The sequence below is a fragment of the Streptomyces sp. NBC_01244 genome (assembly GCF_035987325.1).
Taxonomy (GTDB): domain Bacteria; phylum Actinomycetota; class Actinomycetes; order Streptomycetales; family Streptomycetaceae; genus Streptomyces.
In genome coordinates this window covers 59,990-81,028 of record NZ_CP108488.1, presented here as the reverse complement: position 1 = coordinate 81,028, position 21,039 = coordinate 59,990, and the positions used below count along the sequence as shown (strand labels likewise).

The window sequence follows — 21,039 nt, the reverse complement described above, 5'->3', positions numbered from 1 at the left end:
CGATGCGCTGGACCCACTGCTGCTGGACCGGCGGAAGCTGCTGCCGGATCGCCTCCACGAGAGTCCGCAGCTCGGCCGCCGCGTCAGGATGCTCTTGCATCAAATCCTCGAGGTCCTCCCGCCACCGGACGATCTGCGCCTGCCGCACCTCCTCCGGGTCAGCGGCATTCGCGATCCGCGCCGCGCTGCGCTCCAGCCGCACCTCGATGCCGGCACCGGACTCAGGCCCCGACTCGGCGCCACCGGTCCGCCGAACAATGCTTGCAACCCCGGCCTTCATGGCCTGCCAAGCGCTGGTCCCCATCGCCGCAACCATCGTCGTCGCCGCGGTCATCGCCAGTACAGCCGCCGGATCCGGCATCAAGTCCCCCATAGGCAGAATGAGTTGGCGTGTAGAACCTTGGTGACGAAGATATCGCCCAATCCCGTGTCCGCCAGGCCCGACAGCGCACAAAGGCTGCCTGCGAAGCGCCGGGCAGGCCGCGCCGCCGAGCTTCTGGCCATCGCCGAGGACCTGCGCCACCACGACATCCGGCTCGAACTCCTCACCGGCCCCCTCCAAGGGGTCTACGACCCGTCCGGACACGGCGCCGCCCTCTTCGCGTTCTTCGCCGGCATGGCCGAGTCCGAACGCGAGTACATCCGCGAGAAGTACCTGGAAGGGCAGGCGCCCGCCCGCGAACGCGGCCGCCAGGACGGGCATGAGGCGTGCCCGGCGATCAAGTTGTATGCAGCAGACTCCAGCCCACCCACTCGCCCGAGTGCGCAGGGCCCCGCCTCGCGCCGCACCTTTGGGTTCCGGCCCTTGGTACAGCGCGGGCTGGGAAGTGGTGGGCCAAGTCTGTTACTGATGAGATTCCCAACCCGATCGGCTCGATGCCGGCCTGTACTACCGTCACGGTGGGGCCTGTGGGGCCTGTGGGGCCTGTGGGGCCTGTGGGGCTCAGGGCTGGAGGAGCTATGGCCACGTTGGTGGGGCAACAGAAGTTGGATGCCGAGGTCGCGTTCAGGTCGTTCGGGTTCCAGGAATCGGACGACAATCTGGTGCCCGTACCGTATCCCGACGGCTTTGAGTGGGGGGTGTTCCTCCAGCCGCACGTGCGGCGCTTCGACCTGTTCAGCGCAGGGCACACGCACACCGCCGCGGTGATCGCACGAGTCTGGGACAGCGAGCCCGAGGTGGAGGCCGCCGACTGGGACGAGCAGGCCGAGGTGGACTTCGAGTCCGTCACGGGCGACGTGGCGGTGTGGGGAACCGGCCGCTCCGATCAACTGATCCGACTGGGCCGTGCCGCCCTGTGGCGGGTCCGCGTGAGCTGCGCGGGCAGAGCCGAGGTCGAGAGGGTGACCCGTACCGAAGGCACTGCGCACGGAGTGGAGCGGTACACGATCGACTTCTGGCCGAAGGCGACTTAACCGGTGGAGCCTGCCGCCAAGGTGCTCCCCTGCGCGGCAGGCCCTCGGTGCTTCGAGTGTCAGTGGCTGGCAGGGTCGAACTGCTAGGCGAGCGGCTACTTCGGCTACCAGGCCCCCGAGCACTACCGGCCGGCGGTCCTGCACTGGCTCACCGTCGGATGCGGCCCCATGGGGACAGCATCCTGGACCCCGACCGCTATCTCCGCTCCACCCCGACGGCCCTGCAGAAGTAGGCCGTCGGCTACGCCGGCGCTGCACGCTCGCGCGATGCCGCTGTCGGCGCCGTACGGCCCTTCTACCGCTGGCTCGAAACCCCGGAGGCCGCGGGCGGGCCCGGTCTCCTACCGGCCGACACCGCCAGATCCCTGCAGTTCCAGCGCGGCGGGAACCTCGCCGCCGGGCTACCTGGGCGTGAGCTGCGGACGCCCGACCAGTGCCGCTGGCTCGCCCAGGCCGCCCACCGGGGCCCGGTCCCCCTCTCAAGCCGGAAGTGCTCCTCGATGAACTGTGCGCACGGCTGGGAGGACACCTTGGCCGAAACCAATGGCAGGCGCTCGTACGCGACGCCCCTGCCGTTCCACCTGCCCGCGCCAAGTGGAGCGCGGCCTTGTGAGGTAACCAGGTCGATGTGGTCCGCGAGGGGCCGGCAGGGCCGAACTCCGGGGCGGGCACCCGGCGCGAGGGCCCGCACCGCGCCCGGGCCCTCGCCTGCCTCTGCCTCTGCCTCGACCACTGAGAACACACTCCTGGAGCCAACACGGGTGAACTTCCCGGGCGTCCTCATCCCCGCACGCGGAGTTTGCCCCATCCTTTGATCGACCCCGTGTCCTGCGGAGGACCGGGCATGTTCGAGGAGAGCGACGTGCCATTTCGCATCCGTGCTGCCGTCTACGTCGGCGCCGCCGCAGCCGTACTTCTGTCGGCCGCTGCGGCTTCGCCCGCCGCCCCTCACCCGCCGGCAACGCCGGGGGACGGCCTCGTCGTGATGTCCGACGAGGCCTACGCCGCGGAATTCGGGGCGGGCTCTGCACGGTCCGAAGGTTGAGCACGCCACCCCCCCGGTTCCCCCTCCTCGCCCGACGTAGCGACACAGAGACAGGCCGCGGCCACCCGGGCCCTGCTCCGCCTGACGGCCACACCGCTTGGTGGTGGCCCCGTGGTCAGGGGTGTCCTGCCGCTGCGGCATCACCGGGACCTCGTCCGTGTCGTCGTAGGGGACGGCGCCGCCCCGACCGCGTTGACGGCGTACGACGTCCCTCTCTTGGACCCGGACGGGAACGAGATCCCCGCCGCCGAGCTGCCGGCCACCGTACGCCGGCTCGTACGGCACGCCCCGGCCGACCGCCCCGGCGCCACGGACGGCCCCGGCGTCCCCGTGGTGCCGGCGGAAACAGTGCGACTGCTCCTGGACGCCCACGCCGCGGAACTCAACCTCACGGACGCCCTCCACGCGGCAGCCACCGGCATCGCGCCGAGCGCGGACACCGACAACCAGGACGGCCTCGTCCTGCTGGGGTTCCTCCTCCCCGACGAACGCGCCCGCCTGTACCTCACCGGCAGCGGCCTGCCCGACACCGTCGGCCTCGACGTCCACCTGCGCGACCGCGACGGCACGCCGATCTCCGCCCTCACAGGCCTGTCGGCGGCACTCCCCAGCCTCATCGCCAACGACCAACTGCAGTACAACCCGTCGGACGAGACCGCCCCCTACCGCGCGGAGGTATTCGATCTCACCCACTGGTAGGTCCCGCCCCTGACACCGCCGTCCGCGCGGCATCGGCCGGCCCGGCACCGGCGAGCAGGCCCACGAACGTCCTTGATTCCGCCACGGGCGGCGCGGCTGTGCGGGCCCGGCCACGGCTCCGTGTCGAGCACCGGTTTGTCATGTCCGATGCTTGCCTCAAAAGGGTCTGCCCTACCAACTCCCCTTCTACGTAATGTCACATGGCATGAAGATTCTCCACCGTGCGGCCCTCATCGCCGCCCTGCTCGGCGTCACCGCGGTCCTGCCTCCCACGGGCGCGCACGCCGCGGCCCCGCCAACCTGCGGGGTCGAGGCCGCCTCGCCCACCACCGGTGCCCCCGCCGAGCCTTCGGCCCACCCCTCCACCGTCCGTGACCCCGAGCAGGCGCGCCTCGCCGATCCGCGGACCGCCGCCTTCGCGGAGCGGGCCGCGTTCGGCGAGTTCGTGCGCCGCTTCCCGGCCGCGCTCTGCTCCGCGCGCGACGCCACCGAGGCGGGCCGGCTCCTCGACGCCTGGGGCGAGGCGCTGTGGCAGGCCGCCGTGAACCGGGCGCAAGGGCGCCGCGCCGGCGGGGACCTGGCAGCAGGAGACGACCGCCCGCTGTACTGGACCCGGCTGCGGATGACCGTCCAACTGGCGGACTGGAATCCGGGGTTCCCGGTCGACCGGCCAGCCCTGCGCTCCCGCTTCGAGGACGCCTCGCGGGGGCTGACCACCAACGACTTCCGCGGCACCCCGGGCGTGCGGCGCCTGTTCGTCAGCGGATTCGACCCCTTCGGCCTGGACACCGAACTGCGCCGGGCCAACCCCTCCGGCTCCGCGGTCCTCCAGCTCAACGGACGCCGCCTCACGCTCGCCGACGGCACCCCCGTGGAGATCCGGGCCGTGGTCCTGCCCGTGCGCTACGCCGCGTTCGACGCCGGGATCGTAGAGCGTGCGTACGGTCCCCGTCTCGCTGCGGGTCCCCGCGCCGCCGACATGATCACCAGCATCAGCCAGGGCTACCCCGGGATCTTCACGCTGGAGGCCTGGGCGGGGCGCGCCCGCTCGGCCGACCCGTATCCGGACAATGCCGACGCGCTTTCGGGGGGTACGTACGCACACCCCGTCACGGCGCCGGGCCTCGGTCCGGGAGCGGAGTTCCTGCGGACCACCCTCCCCACCGACGCCATGACGGCCGTGCAGAGCCCGTACGCGGTGCTGCTGAACACCGAGGTCAGTGAGATACCTGCAGGTCAGGACAGTCCCGAGGATCGCGCGGACGGGCCGACCCCCGGCTCCCGTGCCGTTGCGGGCGGAGGCGGGGGATACCTCTCCAACGAGGTCGCCTACCGCTCCAACCGGCTCCGGACGGAACTGAGCCCCCGGCTGCCCGGCGGCCACCTGCACACGCCCGTGCTCACAGGGCTGCCCTCCGACCCGAACCAGCTGACGGGCGCTGCGTTCGAGCAGAACGAAAGCGCGATCGCCTCGCAGGTGCTGGAGGTGCTCCGGCATTCCGCCCCCGCAGGACCCTGACCCGCCGATGTGCGCGGGCGAGCGGGTCAAGGACGGCGCAGGGCGTTAGGGGCCGCCGAGGCTGGGGGCGGCCCAGGCGCGGTCGCATGGCGCCCGGCTGGTCCCGGTGGTGCAACCGGTCGGCACGAGAGCCTCTTGCGATGGCGGGCGGCTGCAAACTGAGGTCGACTGGTCCAGCGCCTCCCCATCAGGCAGGCGGCCGGTCGGATGCGTTCAACCTCGTCGCAAGGAGCTTGATCATGGCAGGACGGTTCGCTCTGACCGATGCCACGATCGTCACCGGTGACACGGAGGGAACCGTGCTGCCGGACAGGACCATCGTCGTGGGCGCCGATGGAGAGATCGAGCAGGTCGGGCCCACTGCGACGACGCCCGTACCCGGTGGATACCGAGCCATCGACACGGCCGGACGCTTCGTCGTCCCCGGTCTGATCAACGCGCACGCCCATCTGTTCTCCGACGGCAGACCGCTTCCTGCGATCCTGCTGAACGAGTCCACGCAGGGACTGGTCTCGTTGTTCTCGCACAGTCCGGTCGGCAGGCGGTTCTTCAAACGGCGCACGAAGACCAACGTCCTGACGCAGCTGCGTTCGGGTGTGACCACGATTCGCACAGTGGGTGACGTCGCCTACGAGGTCGTCGCGGTCGCGGATGAGATCGACCGCGGCAGATACCTCGGGCCCCGGATGCTCGCGTCGGGGCCGTTGCTCGCGGTGACTGGAGGCCACGGTGCTCCGCAGATCGCCTTGATCGCGGACTCGCCCTGGGAGGCCCGTCGCAACACCCGTCTCAACCTGCGGCACGGCGTCAAGGCGATCAAGATCTCGGCCACCGGCGGGGTGACCGATGCCCGCACGATCGGTCAGGCCGGGCGACCGGAAATGACTGAGGAGGAGATGACGGCGATCTGCGAGGAGGCTCACAACGCCGGCGTCCTCGTCGCCGCGCATGCCCAGAGCAAGGAGGGCATCCTCGCGTCGCTGCGCGCCGGTGCCGACACGATCGAGCACGGCGCGGGAATGACTTCAGAGATCATCGGCCTGTTCCTGGACAATCCGCGCTCGCTGAAGGGGACGTCGGCGCTCATTCCGACCTTGCAGGCGTGCCTTCCGCTGGTGAAGCTAGATCAGGCGGTCACCGGCATCAACGACACCGTCAAGGCGAACGCCGGGATGGTCCTGGAGGAGATGATCCAGGGCATCCAGGCTGCCCAGGAGCACGGGATCAGCATCGGCATGGGCACCGACTCGGCACTCACCTTTGTCACCCACTACAACGCCTGGCGCGAGATGGATCTTGTGGTCCGCTACGGCGGGCTCACCCCGGCACGGGCGCTGAATGCCGCTACGAGGACCAACGCGAAGATCCTCGGCCTGGACGACGTCACGGGCTCGATCGAGCCCGGTAAGGCCGCGGATCTGGTCGTCCTCGGCTCGAACCCGCTCGACGGATTCCGGGCATTCACCGACCCGCTGATGGTCGTCGCACGAGGCACGGTCATCGACCGGCCATCCGTCACCCGCTACCCCGACGTGGACGCCCACCTCGATTCCTTCTGAATTCGCCGGACCCGGAAACCGGACCGAGACGACCGGAAGACGATACGGAAGGCCGCTGGCACACCCTCGAACACGCTCCCGGTCGGCATCCTCATCGAGGACAGCTCCATCAGAGCCGCCCCAGCTCCGAAAGCGCCCAACTCGGCTGCCCGATCCTGGCCCGTGATGCCCGTCCGGCTACTGCAGGCGGTGCCCCCGCTGATCGTCAACTCGTGAAAGGGCAACTACTAGAAGATTGCAGGTCGCCCGTCCAGGGGCGCGGGGCGGTTCCAGCAGTCGTCTACTGGATCAGGTCGGTGTGCGTGAAGATCAAATTCCTCGGCGCGGTCAACAACCTCAGTAAACTCTTCGATCACAAGGCCAGAACAGGGTTTTGACCGCTACCGGGCGGCAGTTATGCGACAGCATCCCCGTCCGCGCGTGCAGGTTCCTGAACCCTCGGCGGACCCGGGCGGGGGTGAGTGAACGCGGCTCGGCGGGCCGTTCCCAGGGCCTGCGGAGGTCCTCGGCGAGGGGCCGGACGAGGCTGAGTTGGGTGTGGGCGGCGACGACCACCCAGGTCCACAGGTCGGCCGCGTGCGGATCGCGGACTTTGGGGACGGCCCAGCCGGGGGTCTGCTTGAACAGCCGGAAGGTGTGCTGAAGATCGAATCTGCGGAGGAACGCCCGTCAGTCGACATGGACGTCCCGGCCGGTCATGGCGGTGCGCGAGGACCACAGGCGCACCGGCTTGGGGTTCGCGGTCACCGGGCAGGTAGGTACTCGACCTTCAGCCGGATCGACGTGCCGTGGATGAAAGGGGGTTTGTCGCAGTGGTCGAGCCAGGGCCACGGGCCTGCAATCTGGGGTGCATCCGGTCCCAGGCGAGGCCCTCGGCCGTGCCTCAGTGGGTGGTGTCGCACGTCGTGGCCTGGTCAGGAGTGTGCCAGGACTCAGGCTTGGAGAAGGTGAGGATTCCGCCGTGCCAGCGGGGCTGTCCGCCTCCTGGGGAGCGACGCGGTCCGGCAACCCGGAGCGTGACCCGGTCCGAGCGCAGCCGGCCGACCGGCTCGACGGGTAGATCGGCCAGGACGCAGGCGAGGCGGGTGACGTCGTAGTCGGTGTCCATGACGACGAGGATGTACGCGTCGCCCGGCCGCCACTGCCCAGTGGGCACCAGTCGGGTGACCACCTCGCGCGGCTGGGTGGAGGTCACCGCGGTGGCGTGAACTGATCCGTGCTGCGGCCCCGCCCGCAGACGTGACAGAACAGCAACTCCGGGCTGGGGGGCGTCGGGACGCGCCGGGGCGGCCCGCTGACCCCGCCTGTGACGTTCTTCCCGGGCGGATAGCGACCCGGTCGCCGGCCGGATACGGGCCGGTCGTCACCCACACGGAAAACGCTTGGACGGCGCGGACGGCAGCGCGGGAGACTGCCGTCTCCGTAACCGAGTGAATTCGTAGGGTGGCCATGAAAGCGTCTCTGGAACGAGAGGGTCCGCCAGGCAGAGGGCCGGTGGTCCTCGCACTCCGCTACTACGGGCGGGAGTTGGCGCGGCTGCGTTGGCTGACCGCGCCCGCCATGCTGATGCCAGCCCTCGGCAACATCGGCATCAACTACATCGCCCCGCTGGTCGTCGCGAAGCTGGTCGGGCGCATCGCGGGCGGCGCCGCGCTCGGCCTCGGCGCCTGCCTCCCGTACGTCCTGGGCTTCGCCGGTGTCCTGCTGCTCTCGGAAGCGGCGTGGCGCCTCGGACTGCACTGCCTGAACCGGCTCGACGCCCTCGGCATCGAGCGGCTGTACATCGTCGGCATGGACGAGCTGTTCGCAAAGGATGCCGCGTTCTTCCACGACAACTTCGCCGGGTCGTTGACCAAGCGGGTGCTGAGCTTCGCCTCCCGCTTCGAAGAGTTCGTCGACGCGCTGACCTTCTCGGTCGTGGGCCGGTTCGTACCGCTGCTGTTCGGTTCGGTGGTGCTCTGGCGCTACGAACCGCTGCTCGTCGTGGCACTCCTGGCGATGCTCGCGGTGACGGGGGTGTGCGTACTGCCCCTGATCCGGCGCCGCCAGGCGCTCGTCGCCCGGCGCGAGGAGGCGATCGCGCGGGTGTCGGGGCACGTCTCCGACAGTCTGATGAACATGGACACGGTGCGCGCGTTCGCCGCGGAGGAGCGCGAGGCGGCCGAGCACCGGTCCCGGGTCGCGCAGTCGCGGGCGCTCACGCTGCGGTCGTGGGACTACGGCAACCTGCGGATCGACACCCTGGTCGCACCGATGTCCGTCGTGACCAACGCGCTGGGCCTGCTGATCGCCGTCACGATCGCCGGGAGCGGCGGCGGGGGTGTGGGCGGAAGCGGGCACGGGGTGGAGGCGGTCGTGGTCGCGTTCACGTACTTCTCCAACGCCACCCGGATCATGTTCGAGTTCAACCAGATCTACCGCCGCCTGGAGAGCTCGATGACGGAGGCCGCGCAGTTCACGCAGCTGCTGCTGACGCCGGCGACCGTACGCGACCCACACTCCCCAGAGCCGGTGCCGGAGCCGGACCGGGCCGGCGAGGTGCGCTTCGAAAAGGTGGGCTTCGCCCACGCGGGCGCGGAGCCGCTGTTCGAGGGGCTCGACCTGGACGTGCCCAGCGGGGCGAAGATCGGACTGGTGGGCCGCTCCGGTGGCGGCAAAACCACACTCACCCGGCTGCTGCTGCGGATGACGGACATCGACGCGGGCCGGATCCTGATCGGGGGCCGGGACATCAGCAGGCTGCGACAGCGCGATCTGCGCGAGCTGATGGCGTACGTCCCGCAGGACCCGGCGATGTTCCACCGAACCCTGCGGGAGAACATCGCGTTCGCCCGGCCTGGTGCCACCGAGGCCGAGATCCGGCGCGCGGCCGAGGCGGCGCACGTCACGGAGTTCGCCGACGCGCTGCCCGACGGCCTCGACACGATGGTCGGCGAGCGCGGGGTCAAGCTGTCCGGCGGGCAGCGCCAGAGGGTCGCGTTGGCCCGGGCGATCCTGCGCGACGCGCCGATCCTGTTGCTGGACGAGGCGACCAGCGCCCTGGACTCCGAGAGCGAGGTCCTCGTACAGGAGGCGCTGTGGCAGCTCATGGAGGGGCGGACCGCCCTCGTGGTCGCGCACCGGCTGAGCACGGTGGCCCACATGGACCGGCTCATCGTCCTCGACCGCGGCCGCATCGTCGAACAGGGCACGCACCACGATCTGCTGGCCTGCGGGGGCACGTACGCGAAGCTGTGGCAGCACCAGTCGGGCGGATTTCTCGACGAGAGCCCCGCACCCCCCTCACCGCGTCAGGGGGATTCCTGGAGGTAGGCGGCGATCAACGCGAGGCCGTTGGCGATGGTGAGGACGGCGGCGGGGTTCGCGGTCGGGGCGTCCCACACGGCGTCGCGCACGACGGCCCATGCGACGGCCCGGGCGGGCGCCGTCGCCGCCGCTCCAGTCCGGTCCGGTCCGCATGGCCGTGGTTCCATCGGGCCGGGCGGGGCTATCCCGCGAAGAGCGGTTCGCCGAGGATCTCGCGTCCGGTACGCGCAGCCAGGCAGCGTGCTCGCTGCAGGTCGCAGCTCTGCACGTGGATGTAGACGGTGTGGTCCTGCGACGGCTCTTACGCACTGACGATCCGGGCATGGCTCACCCTCTACCAGCGCACCGACCTGCACGCCACGGTGGAACTCCTGATCGCCGCCGTCCTACGGCGCCAGGCCGCCAAGGTCCGGCCGAAGGCCGACACCGCACGCGCAGCCCGCACGCCCATGCCGTGTGGTCGCGGCTCCTGGACGAGGACCCGGTAACCGGCCTCACCGTGCCCCGTCCCTGGCGGACATGCTCGTCATCCGGGGATGGGACAACCGCCGCCGCGACGTCCTCGTCCGCACCGAGGCCGCATCCACGCTCGCCGTGTAGGCCGGCTCCGACCTGGTCTTGTCCGGATATCCGTCGGAGAGGAGTACCCCCTTGGATGCGGCTTTGCCACCGGTCCGTGTCACTGGGGCGCTCGGGGGTCTTGAGCGGGCATGAAGATCTTCACGCACCCAGGCTTGGCGGCGGCGGTGCTGGCCGTGGCTGTCGGGGCCGCCCCTCGTCACGGCGTCCCCGGCGGCCGCCGCGCCGCACTTCAAGTCCTCTAGCAGCACCAAGTCGATCGACGACGCCGCCAACTCCAACCCGTGGCCCGATCACTGCGCCCTCCACCTCGCCGCCTTCTTGTTCTGGGTCCGGCGATAGCCTGCTGGGCCTATCGTCCACCCGCCCGCGGCCCTCAGCAGTTGCCATGATGGTTCACTTGCCGGACAGCTCGTGGACGGCCGGGGAGGGCGTGTGGAAGAGCCAGGATTCCGTGTGCTGCTGACAGAAGCAGGCGACCGGAAAATGGAGGCAGTCCGTGCGATACGGACGGTCACCGGCCTCAGCCTGTGGAACAGCAAGCTTCTGCTTGCCGACGCACCCGTAGAGATCGAGGCAGCCGGCTGGTTCGAAGCCGCTGTCGAGACGGCTCGGACGCTTGAGGACGCAGGCGCCCGCACCAGGCTGCTCTGCGACTGCTGCGGCCGCACCATTAGGCGGGGAGCCTTCCCCGTTAACTCGACGCAGTATCCGGAACCATGGCCCCTCGAGATCTGCTGGGCAAGTGGCCTGCCCGCAGCGATCTGAGGCACCGTCTGGACGGGGGACTCCCTCCGGGTCGGCGAGGAACACCTTCAGGTCGGCCGCGCGGGCCCGCTTGGCCGCCCACCGCCGGTCGGCGTGCAGCCCGATCACGACCAGGGCCTGCGCGTCGGGGTGGATGGGCCCGCTCGCCGAGGAACGGCGGGCGGGCATTGGGAATCCGCCACGACCAGGTCCTGATTCGGACGGTGTTCCTGGTATCGCCTCGCTGAGCCTGCTGGCTCTGCGAATTTCAGGCCATGGATCAAGGGTGGGCGGCAGTTCTCGCTGGCGGGGTGGGACTTCTCAGTGCGGTCGGTGGTGCTCTCGTCGGCGGCCTCGCCGCGGTACGAGGCGCCCGGATCGGCGCCGAGGTGAACGCTGCCGCGGTTTTGGCACAGGGGCGGCTTCAAGCGGCAGGTGCCCTTGAACAATGGGTCCGCCAGGAGCGTCAAAAGGCATGCCTGCAAGTGATGGACTGCTACGGACAGTTCAGCCGAGAGTGTGTCCAGTATCGGGAGCAGCTGAAGGAAAGCCGGCCGCTCGATGAACCCACACTGGACTCCTTCACAGCTGCCTTGGCCGCTCTCGTCGGCGCATGCAGCCACCTAGCGCTCTTGGGACCGACGTCTGTTCAGGCGGCAGGGGGCGTTGTCCGCGCGAAGGCCGAGGGCTTCCGTTCGACGCTGATGCTGTGGAACGAGGAATTGGCCGAGGCCCTTCTCGTAGTGCCGCAGCCCGACCTTACTGAAATCACGGGCGTCTGGCTGGACATCCTCGTGGAGAACGGCGGCGCAATGAACGCTGCCTACCTCGAGTTCCTCCATACGGGGCAAACCGAGCTGCTGCGCCCCGTGTGACCGGGCCACGCACCGTGACCCCTACCCGGTGGACGTGAGGGCGTGGAGGGTGTGCGCGATGTCGGTCATGTCCGGACCGTACGGCCGGCGGTACGCGGGGCGGGCACGCAGTGTGGGTGCCTCGGTATACAGCACGAAGCCCCCGCACGCTGCCGGTGAGGGCAGTATCCGGGGGCCTGGCGGCTGTAGCGGAGGGTGGGAGCCCGTCACTCGGCGAAGGCATGCTCGATCGTCTCGGCCTCGGCAAGGTGCCGGGTCTCGACGGTCAGGACGTGGCCTCAGCCGGGCGGGGGCGATGATCTGTGCTTCTTCGGCTTCGTCGTCGTGGGGGCCCTGAGCCAGGCCTCGACGTAGGTGCCGTAGCCGCACCGAAGGCCTCGCCGCGCTCCACCAGAGCGTCATCGAAGCCGTCCAGGCAGGCGGGGCCGCCGAAGTCCCTAGCTCTAGCGCAGCGGATGACGCCCCTGGCGGCCCTTGGGCAGATGTGCCCGTGCCGTTTCGACCGTGCTGCCGTTGATCCACCTGCGGACAGCCCGGCCTTCCGCTCGACGGGTTCGCCGGCGGCTGTCGGATCGTCGGTGGTGTGGTGACTCGCTGCCGCATTCGGGAGGGGACGCACGTGAAGAAGAGGGCTTCGTTCGCCGGTACCGCGGTGTGCACCGCGGTGCTCATGTTTGCTCAGGCTGGCCCTGCGGGTGCCGCCGTGCATCAGAGCGGTCTGCATTTCGGCGCGGTGCAGTTCGATGGGCCGGGTACGGATCTGCCCCGGACGAACAGCAAGCTGAACGCCGAGTACGTCGACCTCCACAACAACACCGGCCAGGCCGTGCAGATGCGCGGCTACACCGTCAAAACCACTGCGGGGGCCCTGTACACGTTTCCGGCGTTCACGCTCGCGGCATGGAAGACGGTCCGGCTGAAGAACGGGCAGGGGAGCAACACCGCCGCCACCGTGTTCCGGAAGAGGGACACCTTCTGGTTCAACAACTCCTCCGGCTCCCTCACCCTGACCGCGCCGGGCGGGGCCAAGAAGGACACCTGCGCCTGGAAGGCCAACGGCCGCGGCTACACCACCTGCCACTAACACCCGCCGGCCCGAGAGGCACCCCTCGGTGGCGGTGCGACGCCGCCCGGCGGCCCTGCCTGGCCGACAGGCAGGGCGACCAAGACACGGCATAGCTCGCCCATGTCCCCGGCCGGCACGCCGGTGGCAGCGTGGCCGGAACGGCGCGCTGCGGGCGTACGGGCGCCGGGCTTCGCCTTCGCCGTGCCCGCCTGCTCGGTGGCGGCCTTCTCGTCGTCGTGCGCGCGCTCAAGCAGCACTTGGTGCTCGGAGCGGGCAGCGACCGAGGCCGTGGGCCGGGGGTGTCAGGCGGGTTCGCGGCCCAGGGCGGTGGCGTGCTGGTAGTACGCGTAGAGCCCGTCGAAGACGGGGTTGGCGATGGCCATGGTGTGGCTGTCGTCGCCGGTCATGGACAGGCCCCGCAGGACGACGTCGAGGCCGGGGGCTTCGGGGGCGTGGAAGCGTTCGTCGTCGATGTCGGCTTCGTGGACGATCTGCGCGATGCGTTGCAGGGCGGGGTCGTCGGTGAGGCGGTGGACGCGCAGGATGGTCTCGAAGCTGCAGTCGCCGTGGTGGTGGCCGAGTTCGGCGCCGCGCATGTCGAAGGGTGTGGCGTCGGCGGGGACGTCGGCGGGGTCGGTGACGAAGGCGAACTCGGCTTCGGGGTCGATGGAGCGGCCGATCAGCCAGGCGCAGGCGGCGCGGTCGATGTGGATGCCGGCGCGGGTGGCCCACTTCATGGGGTGCTCTCTTCCGTGGTGTTGGCGGGCTGTAGGGCCTCGACGGCGCTCTCTGCGGCATGGCGGCCGGGCGGGGGGAAATGGTCGCGGCGCTGGATGCGCCGCAGTTCGGCGCGCAGCTTGGCCAGTACGCGCCGCCGTTCGGCGTCGTCCGTGTCGCGTGCGTTGTCGGCCTGGGCGAGGATCTGCTGGTATTCGGCGGCCCGGGCCTGGGTCATGTCCTTCACGAGCTGCTGTTCGTGACCGGCGGCGGCCGGTTGGGCGATCCACACGGTGGCGGTGCCGCCGAAGTCGGTGACCTCCTCGGCGATCCACTCCAGCTGCTCCTGGGTGTGGGCACCTGCGGGCAGAGCGACCAGGCCGTCACTGATCTGTCCGACTCCCAGGCGCTTGAGCTTGCGCCAGACGGTGATCCGCGGGGTGGAGGGCTCGCGCGGTAGGCGGTAGGAAAGCAGCACCCACTGCCGCTCGGGCCGGCTCACGCGCGGCTTCCCGGCCGGTCTGCCGCAGCCGCAGCCGCAGTTCGAGGCTGCAACGAGCTGTGCACGACCATCCCCCGAGACCTGCCCTTCCAATGCCCCAACGTGCGATGTAACCATGGTTACACAGCGCGGGTGGGGATGGGGGAGCGCGGTCGCGCCAGCCCAAGCCGTCCGAACCCCGGCCGCCTCGTACGGCCTGATCAGGACGAAAGGGAGTGCGGTGACCGCTACCGAACAGCCCCCCATCCCGCGGGCCAGAGCCGACCGTGGCGCCGCCGGCAGTGACGTGATCCCGCTGCGGCAGGCGACCCGGGCATGGTTTGCGATCTCCTGGCAGACCTTCGGCGGCCCGGCCGGGCAGATCGCGGTGATGCAGCGGGCGCTGGTGGAGGACAAGCGCTGGATCGGCCAGCAGCGGTTCAACCACGCCCTGAGCTACTGCATGCTCCTGCCCGGCCCGGAGGCCCAGCAGCTCGCCATCTACACCGGGTGGCTCCTCAACGGCACCCGCGGCGGCCTGATCGCCGGCTCCCTGTTCGTCCTGCCCGGCGTTCTGGCTCTGCTCGCGCTGTCCGCGCTCTACGTCGCCTTCGGCTCGACCGCGGCCCTCGTCGGCGTCTTCGCCGGCCTTGCGCCCGCGGTCGTCGCCATCGTCGTCCAGGCCGTCTCCCGGGTCGCCCGGCGCTCCCTGACCCACCCGCTCCTGATAGCCCTCGCCGCCGCTTCCTTCGCAGCCCTGGCACTGTTCTCGGTGCCGTTCCCCGCCGTCATCGCCACCGCCGCCCTCACCGGCTGGCTCATCGGCCGCTACAAGCCCGACGCCCTCAACCCCCCGGCCGGTCACGGAGCCGGTGACGGCCCGCCGCCGCTCATCCCGGACGACGCCCTCCACCACGAGCAGCCCAGCCGCCGCCGCACCTGGCGCATCCTGGGAGCCGGTCTGCTGCTGTGGGCCCTGCCGTTGGTCGCCGTCGCCCTGCTGACCGGCACCGGGAGCGTGTTCACCACCCAGGGACTGTTCTTCTCCGGCACCGCACTGGTTACCTTCGGCGGCGCCTACGCGGTCCTGGCCTTCGTCGCGCAGCAGGCCGTGCAGACGTACGGCTGGCTCAGCGCCAAGGAGATGGTCAGCGGCCTCGCCCTCGCCGAGACCACTCCCGGCCCCCTGATCATGGTGGTCCAGTTCGTCGCGTTCCTCGGCGCCTACCGCGACCCCGGCGGCCTCGACCCATGGGCCGCGGCCCTCCTCGGCGCCCTGCTCACGACCTGGGTCACCTTCGTGCCTTGCTTCCTGTTCATCTTCCTCGGCGCCCCCTACATCGAACGCCTGCGCGACAACCGCAAAATCTCCGCCGCCCTCACCGGCATCACCGCCGCCGTCGTCGGCGTCATCGCCAACCTCGCCCTCTACTTCGCCGAACACGCCCTCTTCACCGAAGTCGACGACAAGACCATCGGACCGATCACCCTCGCCCTGCCCGACCTGGCCACGCTGCGCCCCGCGGCCCTCGCGATCACCGTGACCGCCGCACTGCTGATCTTCAAACTCCGCTGGAGCGTCCTGCGCACCCTCGGCATCTGCGCCACCCTCGGCCTGGGAGCCGCCTTGGTGGGCTTGCCCGGCATCTGACCCGGCGACCAGGAAAACTCGGCGTCGGAGCATCGGCCTGGCCGTCTCCGGGGGAGGGAGCCCGTATGTGTACAGAGGGCTACGGACCCCGGTGGCCGGGGCTGAGATCGTCAATCCCTCCGTGAAGCCGGAAAGGCTTAGCGAGCGAACGGCACGCGTGGTTTCACGATTTGTGGAGCAAACACCCCTACTCTGTAACGCTGAGTGAGGATCTGTTTCGGTGTTCGTGCCCGTCGTGAGGGAGCCACATCGTCATGCCCATGTTGCTGATCAAGGGTTCGTACCACCTCATCAATAGCCGGTCGGACGGTGACACCATCCACTTCAAGCCGGACAAGAAGGAGGAGTGGGACCTCGTCCCCGGCCCGCACAAGGTCGAGCACAACACGTCCGGCAAGGCCAAGCTGCGGCTGGACGCCATCGACACGCTGGAGACCCACTACGCGCGCAACGGCAATCCCGAGGTCCACCAGCCGTGGCTCCACGGCCGTGCCGCCCGGGACGAGCTGACGGACTGGCTCGGCTTCACCACTGTCGACCGTGCCCCGGACGAGACCGTCACCGCGGCAACTCCCACGACCCGGCCCGGCTGGATCCTCACCCGCGGTGCGGGTCGCGACAAGCGCTGTATCGCCCTCGCCGGGAAGGGCACGCCCCCGGGCGCCAGCGGCACGCAGATCAACGTCGACGAGACGCTGCTGCGCACCACGTTCAACCACCACATTCTCAAAGAGGGCCTGGCCTACCCGACGTACTACACCAACCTCTTCCCCGACCTGCGCGACGAGCTGACCGCCGCGGTGCGTCAGGCGCAGGCGCAGAACAAGGGCCTGTGGAAGGACGACGACACGCTCGACGGCGCGACCGTCACCGCAATCACCTCCCTCCAGGACGACGTCGTGATCCTGCCCAAGCTGTTCCGGCGGCTGGTGGACTACCTGTACCTCGGCGACCCCGACAACGCGGACCTGGCCGGCTTCCCCGCCTTCCTCGACCAGGCAGCGGACGAGTTCTGGGTCATCTCCACCGGCCACTCCACCACCGGCCTCGACGCCATCGTCGAGGTAATCGACAGCACGGTGCGGATGACCCACCCGTCCGAGGACCTCGTCTTCGTCGAGAACTGAACCAGGAGCGCCATGAGCCCCGCCGCGGACTTCCGCGCCTTGTCAGAACTCCTGACCGGTGAAACGCCGCTTGACCAAGCCACCGCGGACGCGCACCGCACCCGCCTCGAAGCCCACTACGCGCCGGCGCTCACCCGTCTGATCGACACCTACCGCAGCGTCTCAGGCGAACCCGACCCGGGAGCGGCGTTGTTCGCCGCGGTCAACGCCGACCCTGCCCTCGCCCGTGTCGCCCGCGAGACCCTCGCCATCTGGTACACAGCCCAGTTCACCCGCCCCGACAACACCCAGGCCGGCCCCGAGTCACCCGCCCGCTACCGCGACGGGCTGGTCTGGAACGTCATCAAGGCGCACCCACTCTCCGCCGCACCGGTGCCCGGCGGATACGGCTACTGGGCCCAGCACCCCTGAAACGAGGACACACCCGTATGGACACCACCTCCTACGACGTCGTCATCGTCGGCGCCGGCGTGGCAGGAGCCCTGTGCGCCTGCCGGATCAAGCAATCCAAGCCGCAGGCCCGCGTCCTGCTCATCGACGCAGGAGACAACGGCATCGACGACGCCCACCGCGCCGGCTTCGTCGACGCCTACCAGCTCTCCGCCTCGAAGAACGTGCCCTCCCCGTACGCGGCCCTGCGCAACGACAAGGACGGCTACGCCCCCTGGGTCGACGTCTTGAACTGCGAAGACGAGGGTTCGCCGCGCGGCATCATGCGAAGATCACCAGTAACGGGCTCTCCCGCATTGGTCGTGAGGCGTGTTGGCCTGGCTCCTGAGGGAAGGGCCCGCTTCGCGGAGCTGCGTTAGTAGTAGCCCTTCGTGCCGTCGAGTAGCTCCCGGACGATGTCCGCGTGCCCCGCGTGTCGCCCCGTCTCCTCGACGAGGTGGATCAGTATCCAGCGGAGGTTGGCACTGCCGTCGCGGAAGTCGGGGTGGCGGCCGGTGTCGTCAAGGTCGGCCGCGGCAACGATCTCGTTGCTGCGGGCGCACTGGGCCTCGTACTCCGCGAGGAGCTCTGCGAGGGGGCGGCCGTCGGTGTGCCAGTCGGCGTTCTTGCTTGACTCGTCGAATGCGGGGTTCTGTTTCTTGTCGCCGCCGAGGAACAGCACTTCCAGCCATATGTGCTCGGTCCAGCGCATGTGGGAGATGAGACCGGCCATCGTCATGGCCGGTGAGGTCGGGATGACCGGGCGGCGCGCGTCCTCGTCGCTCAGCCCCTTGCATTTCCAGCGCAGGATCTGCCGCTGCAGGTCCAGCCAGCCGATGAGCGCGGTGCGTTCGTCCGCTTGGAGCGGGGGGCGTTCCAGTTCCGATGACATGCCGGCGCACGCTACCAGGGCGGTCGGGAGGGGCACCTGGATGACGGGCTCTTCCGCGATTTACGATCTTGGTCACGGTTGGGGACATCGGGGTGTTACTGGTGATCTTCGCATGATGCCGCGCGGCGAACCCTCGTCTTCGCAGTTCAAGACGTCGACCCAGCGACATCACGCATCAAACCTCAGTAGAGCTTGCGGGACATCCACTGCGCCCGGCTGCCACCGGAGGTATTTCCGCAGTTCACAGCGGCGTGCAGTCGTTTCGGAGTGCTGAGCTGTGAAGTCTGCGGCGCCCCGTCCTAAGGCTGGATGGAGGTGGCCGCCGCGGAGGTATGCCGCGCCCTTTAGTGCGCGCACCAGAGGGATCGGCGCTGTCAGTCAGCTGCGATCCGCAGCCGGCTGTGCGCAGAGAGCCGAACGCCGGCGGTACTTCTCTGTGTGACCGGTCAGTTCCATGAAAAGCACGACGATGAACCGATCTCCCTTCTTCTCAAGCCGCTCAATCGCCCGCCGGATCGTGCTCGCCGGCTGTGCCCTCGGCATGGCCGGGGCCTGGGACTGGCCACCGCCACCACCGCCAGCGCCGACGTCGCCATCTCTCTGCCCTCCTCACTCGTCCAGACCGCGATCACGCAGAACCCCTTGCTCCACTGCGCAACCCCCCGTCCGACCCGGAGGCCATCGCCTTCTGCCAGTGCACGCTCGAGACGCCCTGACCCGAGCCCAGGGCTGATGTGGGCACTCATCCCTGACTGGTATTCAGGGCAGTCCCCGCTGAAGGGCAACGGTTTCGCACGGATGTGCCGCCATGTCATTTCCCGTGCAGTGGCCCACCCCGGTTCGCTGACAGGGTGGGCCACTGCACAACCCGTACCCGGATCTCCGAGTGGCCGGGTACGGTCCCGGCACCACCCAACTCAAAGCGGGTAGCCGGCGAACCACCGCGACCGGCAGACCGGCGGGAACCCCCAGGGGAGCCCGCCGTGCCCGCGGTCCGCCCCCGGCTATGTCCACATGGCGTAGGCGCAGCGAGCTGCCCGTCGCAACACGCGGGCGACGCCGCTCGAGGACGCGCACTCACACACCGGGCCGAACGAACCTCGTCGCGGGCTCGGCCGGCAGGACAGTGTCGGCGGGCGTGGCGAGCGAGGAGATCGGCGATGCCCCACCATGGGCCAGGCCCAGGAGTTCCGGTCTCACCCCGTGCCCGCGCAGCACGACGGGGACCCCAGACGCGGTGGCGGGGGTCTGCCGCGGCCGCGAGGCTCGATACCCGATCGACCTGCGGCCTGGCCGGCCGTACCGGTCCTCCCGGGGCTCAGTCCTCTTCTCCTGCCAGGACGCGGTCGGCCACGTGGTGCGGGCAGGACAGCAGGTGCCATGTCACCGTCAGGGTCTCCCCGGCCGCGGCGATGGTGCGTGCCTGGCCGTCGGACGGCCCCGCCGCGCAGTACGGGCACAGCAGACTCTGCGTCCTCGGTGCAGGCACTTCCGGCCCGTTGTGGTGGGCGGCGGCGTCGCCGGCCGGGTCGTGCCTGCGTCCGAAGTGTCCTTCCTGTCCGGGAAGGACACCGACCTGGGGGGCGCCCTTTGCGCGGTGAGGGCCGTAGATCATGAAGTCATGATCCCCTCTGCCTGCCCGGGGATGCGTCCGGCGGTCCGGAGGGCGACGAAGTCGACGTGCGCCGCTGTGACGGCTTCCGGGTACGCCGCCTTCTTCGCGTGCTCGGCCAGGGACCGGTAGACGCTGGACAGGCTCGGGTTGTGGCCCTTGCGCCTGCCGGTGGGGATGAACAGGTCGGGCTGGATCTGCTCGACCGTCTCACCGCCCGCGCGCTGGCGGAGCACGGTGTGCAGCAGGTCGTCGGTGATGACCGGCGGCCGCCCGCCGTGCTTGCCCTTGCGGACCGCGGTGTCGAGTCCTTCCAGCGTCGACTCGCGGATGTTCTCCCGCTCGGTCGCCGCCATCGCGGCGAGGAACGCGAACAGCAGGCGGCCGTGCCCGGTGGGGTCGTAGATCCCGGCCAGCGGCCCGGCGAGCATCTCCAGGACCAGGCCGTGCGCGGCGAGGTGGTCGGCGAGCGCGGTCAGCTCCGCGGCGTCGCGCCCGAGCCGCTTCATCTCGTAGACGGTGAAGATCACCCGACAGTGCGGAGCGTGGGCCTTGATCTCCCGGGCGGCGGCGAGCGCGGCCTCGGACTTCGGACGGACCCGCACCCGGGTACTGATCTTCTCGGCGAAGATCTTGTCCTGGGGAATGCCCTTCGAGTCGAGCGCGTCGAGCTGGGTCTGGAGTTCCTGGGCCAGGGTCGAACAGCGGGGCTACCCGATGCGGATGTCCGCGCTCGGGGTGTCCGGGTCGATCGGCGCGGGCACCAGCGTGCCGGGCCGCCAAGGCTGCCCCGGACCCCGGTCGGCCGGGGTCGGCACCCGCAGGAGTTTCGCGAGCCGGGGCACCTTCGTGAAGCGGCCGGTGTGATAAGTCCCCCGGCGACGGGTCCGGAGCGCGAACGGCAGGGTGAGCCTGGCGCTGCGCTACAGCGCGGGCAGGGATGGACCTCGACATCATGCGCTTCGGACGCGCGTGCGGTCTGGACGACCCGGTACATCGACGCTGTCGTTTCCCAGCTCCGCGCCGAGGAACACGCGATCGGGGACGAGGACATCGCGCGGCTGTCTCCGCTCAAGCACAAGGACCTCAACGTCCTGGGCCGCTACAGCTTCACCGCCTCCACCCCGGACGGCGGCGGCCTGCGGCCGCTACGCGACCCGGACGTGGTCGAATTCGACGATGACGAAGACGGGCACGACTGAGCTGGGCTCATACGTATTTGGGTCCTGAGACCGGCACCAGAGTGGTGGGCAGGGACTGCTGTGGACGATGGCGCTCTTCCCCAGGTGTAAGTTCCCGCGCTTCCCAGCTCCGAAGGC

At 69.9% G+C, this 21,039-nt stretch carries 20 protein-coding genes and 2 pseudogenes; 16 read left to right on the top strand and 6 right to left on the bottom strand.

Features of this window, described 5'->3' with window-relative positions; translation table 11 throughout:
* Positions 1-88: 88 nt before the first annotated feature.
* From OG247_RS00405 to OG247_RS00380, 6 genes and pseudogenes are all read left to right on the top strand, one after another.
* Positions 89-631: pseudogene (locus tag OG247_RS00405) on the top strand (hypothetical protein); the annotation flags it as partial.
* Between the two features lie 329 nt (positions 632-960).
* The gene (locus OG247_RS00400; protein WP_327250249.1) at positions 961-1,416 is read left to right on the top strand and encodes a hypothetical protein; all 456 of its coding nucleotides are present in this window, start codon (positions 961-963) and stop codon (positions 1,414-1,416) included.
* An 844-nt stretch (positions 1,417-2,260) separates the two neighbouring features.
* A complete protein-coding gene (locus tag OG247_RS00395) occupies positions 2,261-2,461 on the top strand; it encodes a hypothetical protein (protein WP_327250248.1) in 201 nt (66 codons plus the stop codon).
* A gap of 111 nt (positions 2,462-2,572) precedes the next feature.
* Positions 2,573-3,160 (top strand): hypothetical protein, encoded by a 588-nt coding sequence (locus tag OG247_RS00390; RefSeq protein ID WP_327250247.1) that lies wholly within the window; start codon positions 2,573-2,575, stop codon positions 3,158-3,160.
* Between the two features lie 205 nt (positions 3,161-3,365).
* A complete protein-coding gene (locus tag OG247_RS00385; protein ID WP_327250246.1) occupies positions 3,366-4,679 on the top strand; it encodes a pyroglutamyl peptidase in 1,314 nt (437 codons plus the stop codon).
* A gap of 140 nt (positions 4,680-4,819) precedes the next feature.
* Positions 4,820-6,238, top strand: coding sequence for an amidohydrolase family protein (locus tag OG247_RS00380; RefSeq protein WP_327250245.1), 1,419 nt, complete (start codon positions 4,820-4,822; stop codon positions 6,236-6,238).
* Positions 6,239-7,121: 883 nt separating this feature from the next.
* Here OG247_RS00380 and OG247_RS00375 read toward each other — a convergent pair.
* Positions 7,122-7,433 (bottom strand): transposase, encoded by a 312-nt coding sequence (locus OG247_RS00375; protein WP_327250244.1) that lies wholly within the window; start codon positions 7,431-7,433, stop codon positions 7,122-7,124.
* Positions 7,434-7,687: 254 nt separating this feature from the next.
* Between OG247_RS00375 and OG247_RS00370 the strand changes: the two genes are divergently transcribed.
* The 5 genes from OG247_RS00370 (at position 7,688) to OG247_RS00350 (ending at position 12,829) form a co-directional block, all read left to right on the top strand.
* A complete protein-coding gene (locus tag OG247_RS00370) occupies positions 7,688-9,550 on the top strand; it encodes an ABC transporter ATP-binding protein (RefSeq protein ID WP_327250243.1) in 1,863 nt (620 codons plus the stop codon).
* 275 nt (positions 9,551-9,825) lie between these two features.
* Positions 9,826-10,032: a hypothetical protein gene (locus tag OG247_RS00365; RefSeq protein ID WP_327250242.1), complete on the top strand. Its 207-nt coding sequence runs from the start codon at positions 9,826-9,828 to the stop codon at positions 10,030-10,032.
* Between the two features lie 505 nt (positions 10,033-10,537).
* A complete protein-coding gene (locus OG247_RS00360) occupies positions 10,538-10,891 on the top strand; it encodes a ribosomal protein L7/L12 (protein ID WP_327250241.1) in 354 nt (117 codons plus the stop codon).
* Between the two features lie 290 nt (positions 10,892-11,181).
* Positions 11,182-11,745, top strand: coding sequence for a hypothetical protein (locus OG247_RS00355; RefSeq protein WP_327250240.1), 564 nt, complete (start codon positions 11,182-11,184; stop codon positions 11,743-11,745).
* A gap of 703 nt (positions 11,746-12,448) precedes the next feature.
* Complete coding sequence (locus tag OG247_RS00350) at positions 12,449-12,829, top strand: lamin tail domain-containing protein (RefSeq protein WP_327250239.1); 381 nt, start codon at positions 12,449-12,451, stop codon at positions 12,827-12,829.
* A 284-nt stretch (positions 12,830-13,113) separates the two neighbouring features.
* Here the strand turns inward: OG247_RS00350 and OG247_RS00345 are convergent, their stop codons facing one another.
* Positions 13,114-13,548 (bottom strand): chromate resistance protein ChrB domain-containing protein, encoded by a 435-nt coding sequence (locus OG247_RS00345; protein WP_327250238.1) that lies wholly within the window; start codon positions 13,546-13,548, stop codon positions 13,114-13,116.
* Positions 13,545-14,030, bottom strand: a complete 486-nt coding sequence (locus OG247_RS00340) for a Chromate resistance protein ChrB (protein ID WP_327250237.1) — start codon at positions 14,028-14,030, stop codon at positions 13,545-13,547. The genes OG247_RS00345 and OG247_RS00340 overlap by 4 nt, the downstream gene beginning before the upstream one ends.
* Before the next feature lie 220 nt (positions 14,031-14,250).
* Here OG247_RS00340 and chrA point away from each other — a divergent pair, with 220 nt between their 5' ends.
* The 4 genes from chrA (at position 14,251) to OG247_RS00320 (ending at position 17,596) form a co-directional block, all read left to right on the top strand.
* Positions 14,251-15,660 carry a chromate efflux transporter gene (gene chrA, locus OG247_RS00335; protein WP_327250236.1) on the top strand — a complete coding sequence of 470 codons (1,410 nt, stop codon included), beginning with the start codon at positions 14,251-14,253 and terminating at the stop codon, positions 15,658-15,660.
* A 254-nt stretch (positions 15,661-15,914) separates the two neighbouring features.
* Complete coding sequence (locus tag OG247_RS00330; protein WP_327250235.1) at positions 15,915-16,787, top strand: thermonuclease family protein; 873 nt, start codon at positions 15,915-15,917, stop codon at positions 16,785-16,787.
* 12 nt (positions 16,788-16,799) lie between these two features.
* Positions 16,800-17,198: a sugar dehydrogenase complex small subunit gene (locus tag OG247_RS00325; protein ID WP_327250234.1), complete on the top strand. Its 399-nt coding sequence runs from the start codon at positions 16,800-16,802 to the stop codon at positions 17,196-17,198.
* Positions 17,199-17,215: 17 nt separating this feature from the next.
* Positions 17,216-17,596 carry a lycopene cyclase family protein gene (locus OG247_RS00320; RefSeq protein ID WP_327250233.1) on the top strand — a complete coding sequence of 127 codons (381 nt, stop codon included), beginning with the start codon at positions 17,216-17,218 and terminating at the stop codon, positions 17,594-17,596.
* Here the strand turns inward: OG247_RS00320 and OG247_RS00315 are convergent.
* The 3 genes from OG247_RS00315 to OG247_RS00305 all read right to left on the bottom strand — a co-directional run bounded on the left by OG247_RS00315 (position 17,593) and on the right by OG247_RS00305 (position 20,415).
* Positions 17,593-18,108 (bottom strand): DinB family protein, encoded by a 516-nt coding sequence (locus OG247_RS00315; RefSeq protein WP_327250232.1) that lies wholly within the window; start codon positions 18,106-18,108, stop codon positions 17,593-17,595. The two genes, OG247_RS00320 and OG247_RS00315, sit on opposite strands and share 4 nt — an antisense overlap.
* A gap of 1,318 nt (positions 18,109-19,426) precedes the next feature.
* A complete protein-coding gene (locus tag OG247_RS00310; protein ID WP_327250231.1) occupies positions 19,427-19,723 on the bottom strand; it encodes a hypothetical protein in 297 nt (98 codons plus the stop codon).
* Complete coding sequence (locus OG247_RS00305; RefSeq protein WP_442813564.1) at positions 19,720-20,415, bottom strand: recombinase family protein; 696 nt, start codon at positions 20,413-20,415, stop codon at positions 19,720-19,722. Before OG247_RS00305 ends, OG247_RS00310 begins: the two co-directional genes overlap by 4 nt.
* Before the next feature lie 270 nt (positions 20,416-20,685).
* Here OG247_RS00305 and OG247_RS00300 point away from each other — a divergent pair.
* Positions 20,686-20,922 (top strand): annotated as a pseudogene (locus tag OG247_RS00300) (Tn3 family transposase); the annotation flags it as partial.
* Between the last annotated feature and the right edge of the window lie 117 nt (positions 20,923-21,039).

Coding starts and splice junctions, on each gene's coding strand:
- OG247_RS00400 (WP_327250249.1), top strand. CDS start 961: ATGGCCACGTTGGTGGGGCAACAGAAGTTGGATGCCGAGGTCGCGTTC.
- OG247_RS00395 (WP_327250248.1), top strand. CDS start 2,261: ATGTTCGAGGAGAGCGACGTGCCATTTCGCATCCGTGCTGCCGTCTAC.
- OG247_RS00385 (WP_327250246.1), top strand. CDS start 3,366: ATGAAGATTCTCCACCGTGCGGCCCTCATCGCCGCCCTGCTCGGCGTC.
- OG247_RS00380 (WP_327250245.1), top strand. CDS start 4,820: ATGGCGGGCGGCTGCAAACTGAGGTCGACTGGTCCAGCGCCTCCCCAT.
- OG247_RS00370 (WP_327250243.1), top strand. CDS start 7,688: ATGAAAGCGTCTCTGGAACGAGAGGGTCCGCCAGGCAGAGGGCCGGTG.
- OG247_RS00345 (WP_327250238.1), bottom strand. CDS start 13,548: ATGAAGTGGGCCACCCGCGCCGGCATCCACATCGACCGCGCCGCCTGC.
- OG247_RS00330 (WP_327250235.1), top strand. CDS start 15,915: ATGCCCATGTTGCTGATCAAGGGTTCGTACCACCTCATCAATAGCCGG.
- OG247_RS00325 (WP_327250234.1), top strand. CDS start 16,800: ATGAGCCCCGCCGCGGACTTCCGCGCCTTGTCAGAACTCCTGACCGGT.
- OG247_RS00320 (WP_327250233.1), top strand. CDS start 17,216: ATGGACACCACCTCCTACGACGTCGTCATCGTCGGCGCCGGCGTGGCA.
- OG247_RS00315 (WP_327250232.1), bottom strand. CDS start 18,108: ATGTCATCGGAACTGGAACGCCCCCCGCTCCAAGCGGACGAACGCACC.
- OG247_RS00310 (WP_327250231.1), bottom strand. CDS start 19,723: ATGATCTACGGCCCTCACCGCGCAAAGGGCGCCCCCCAGGTCGGTGTC.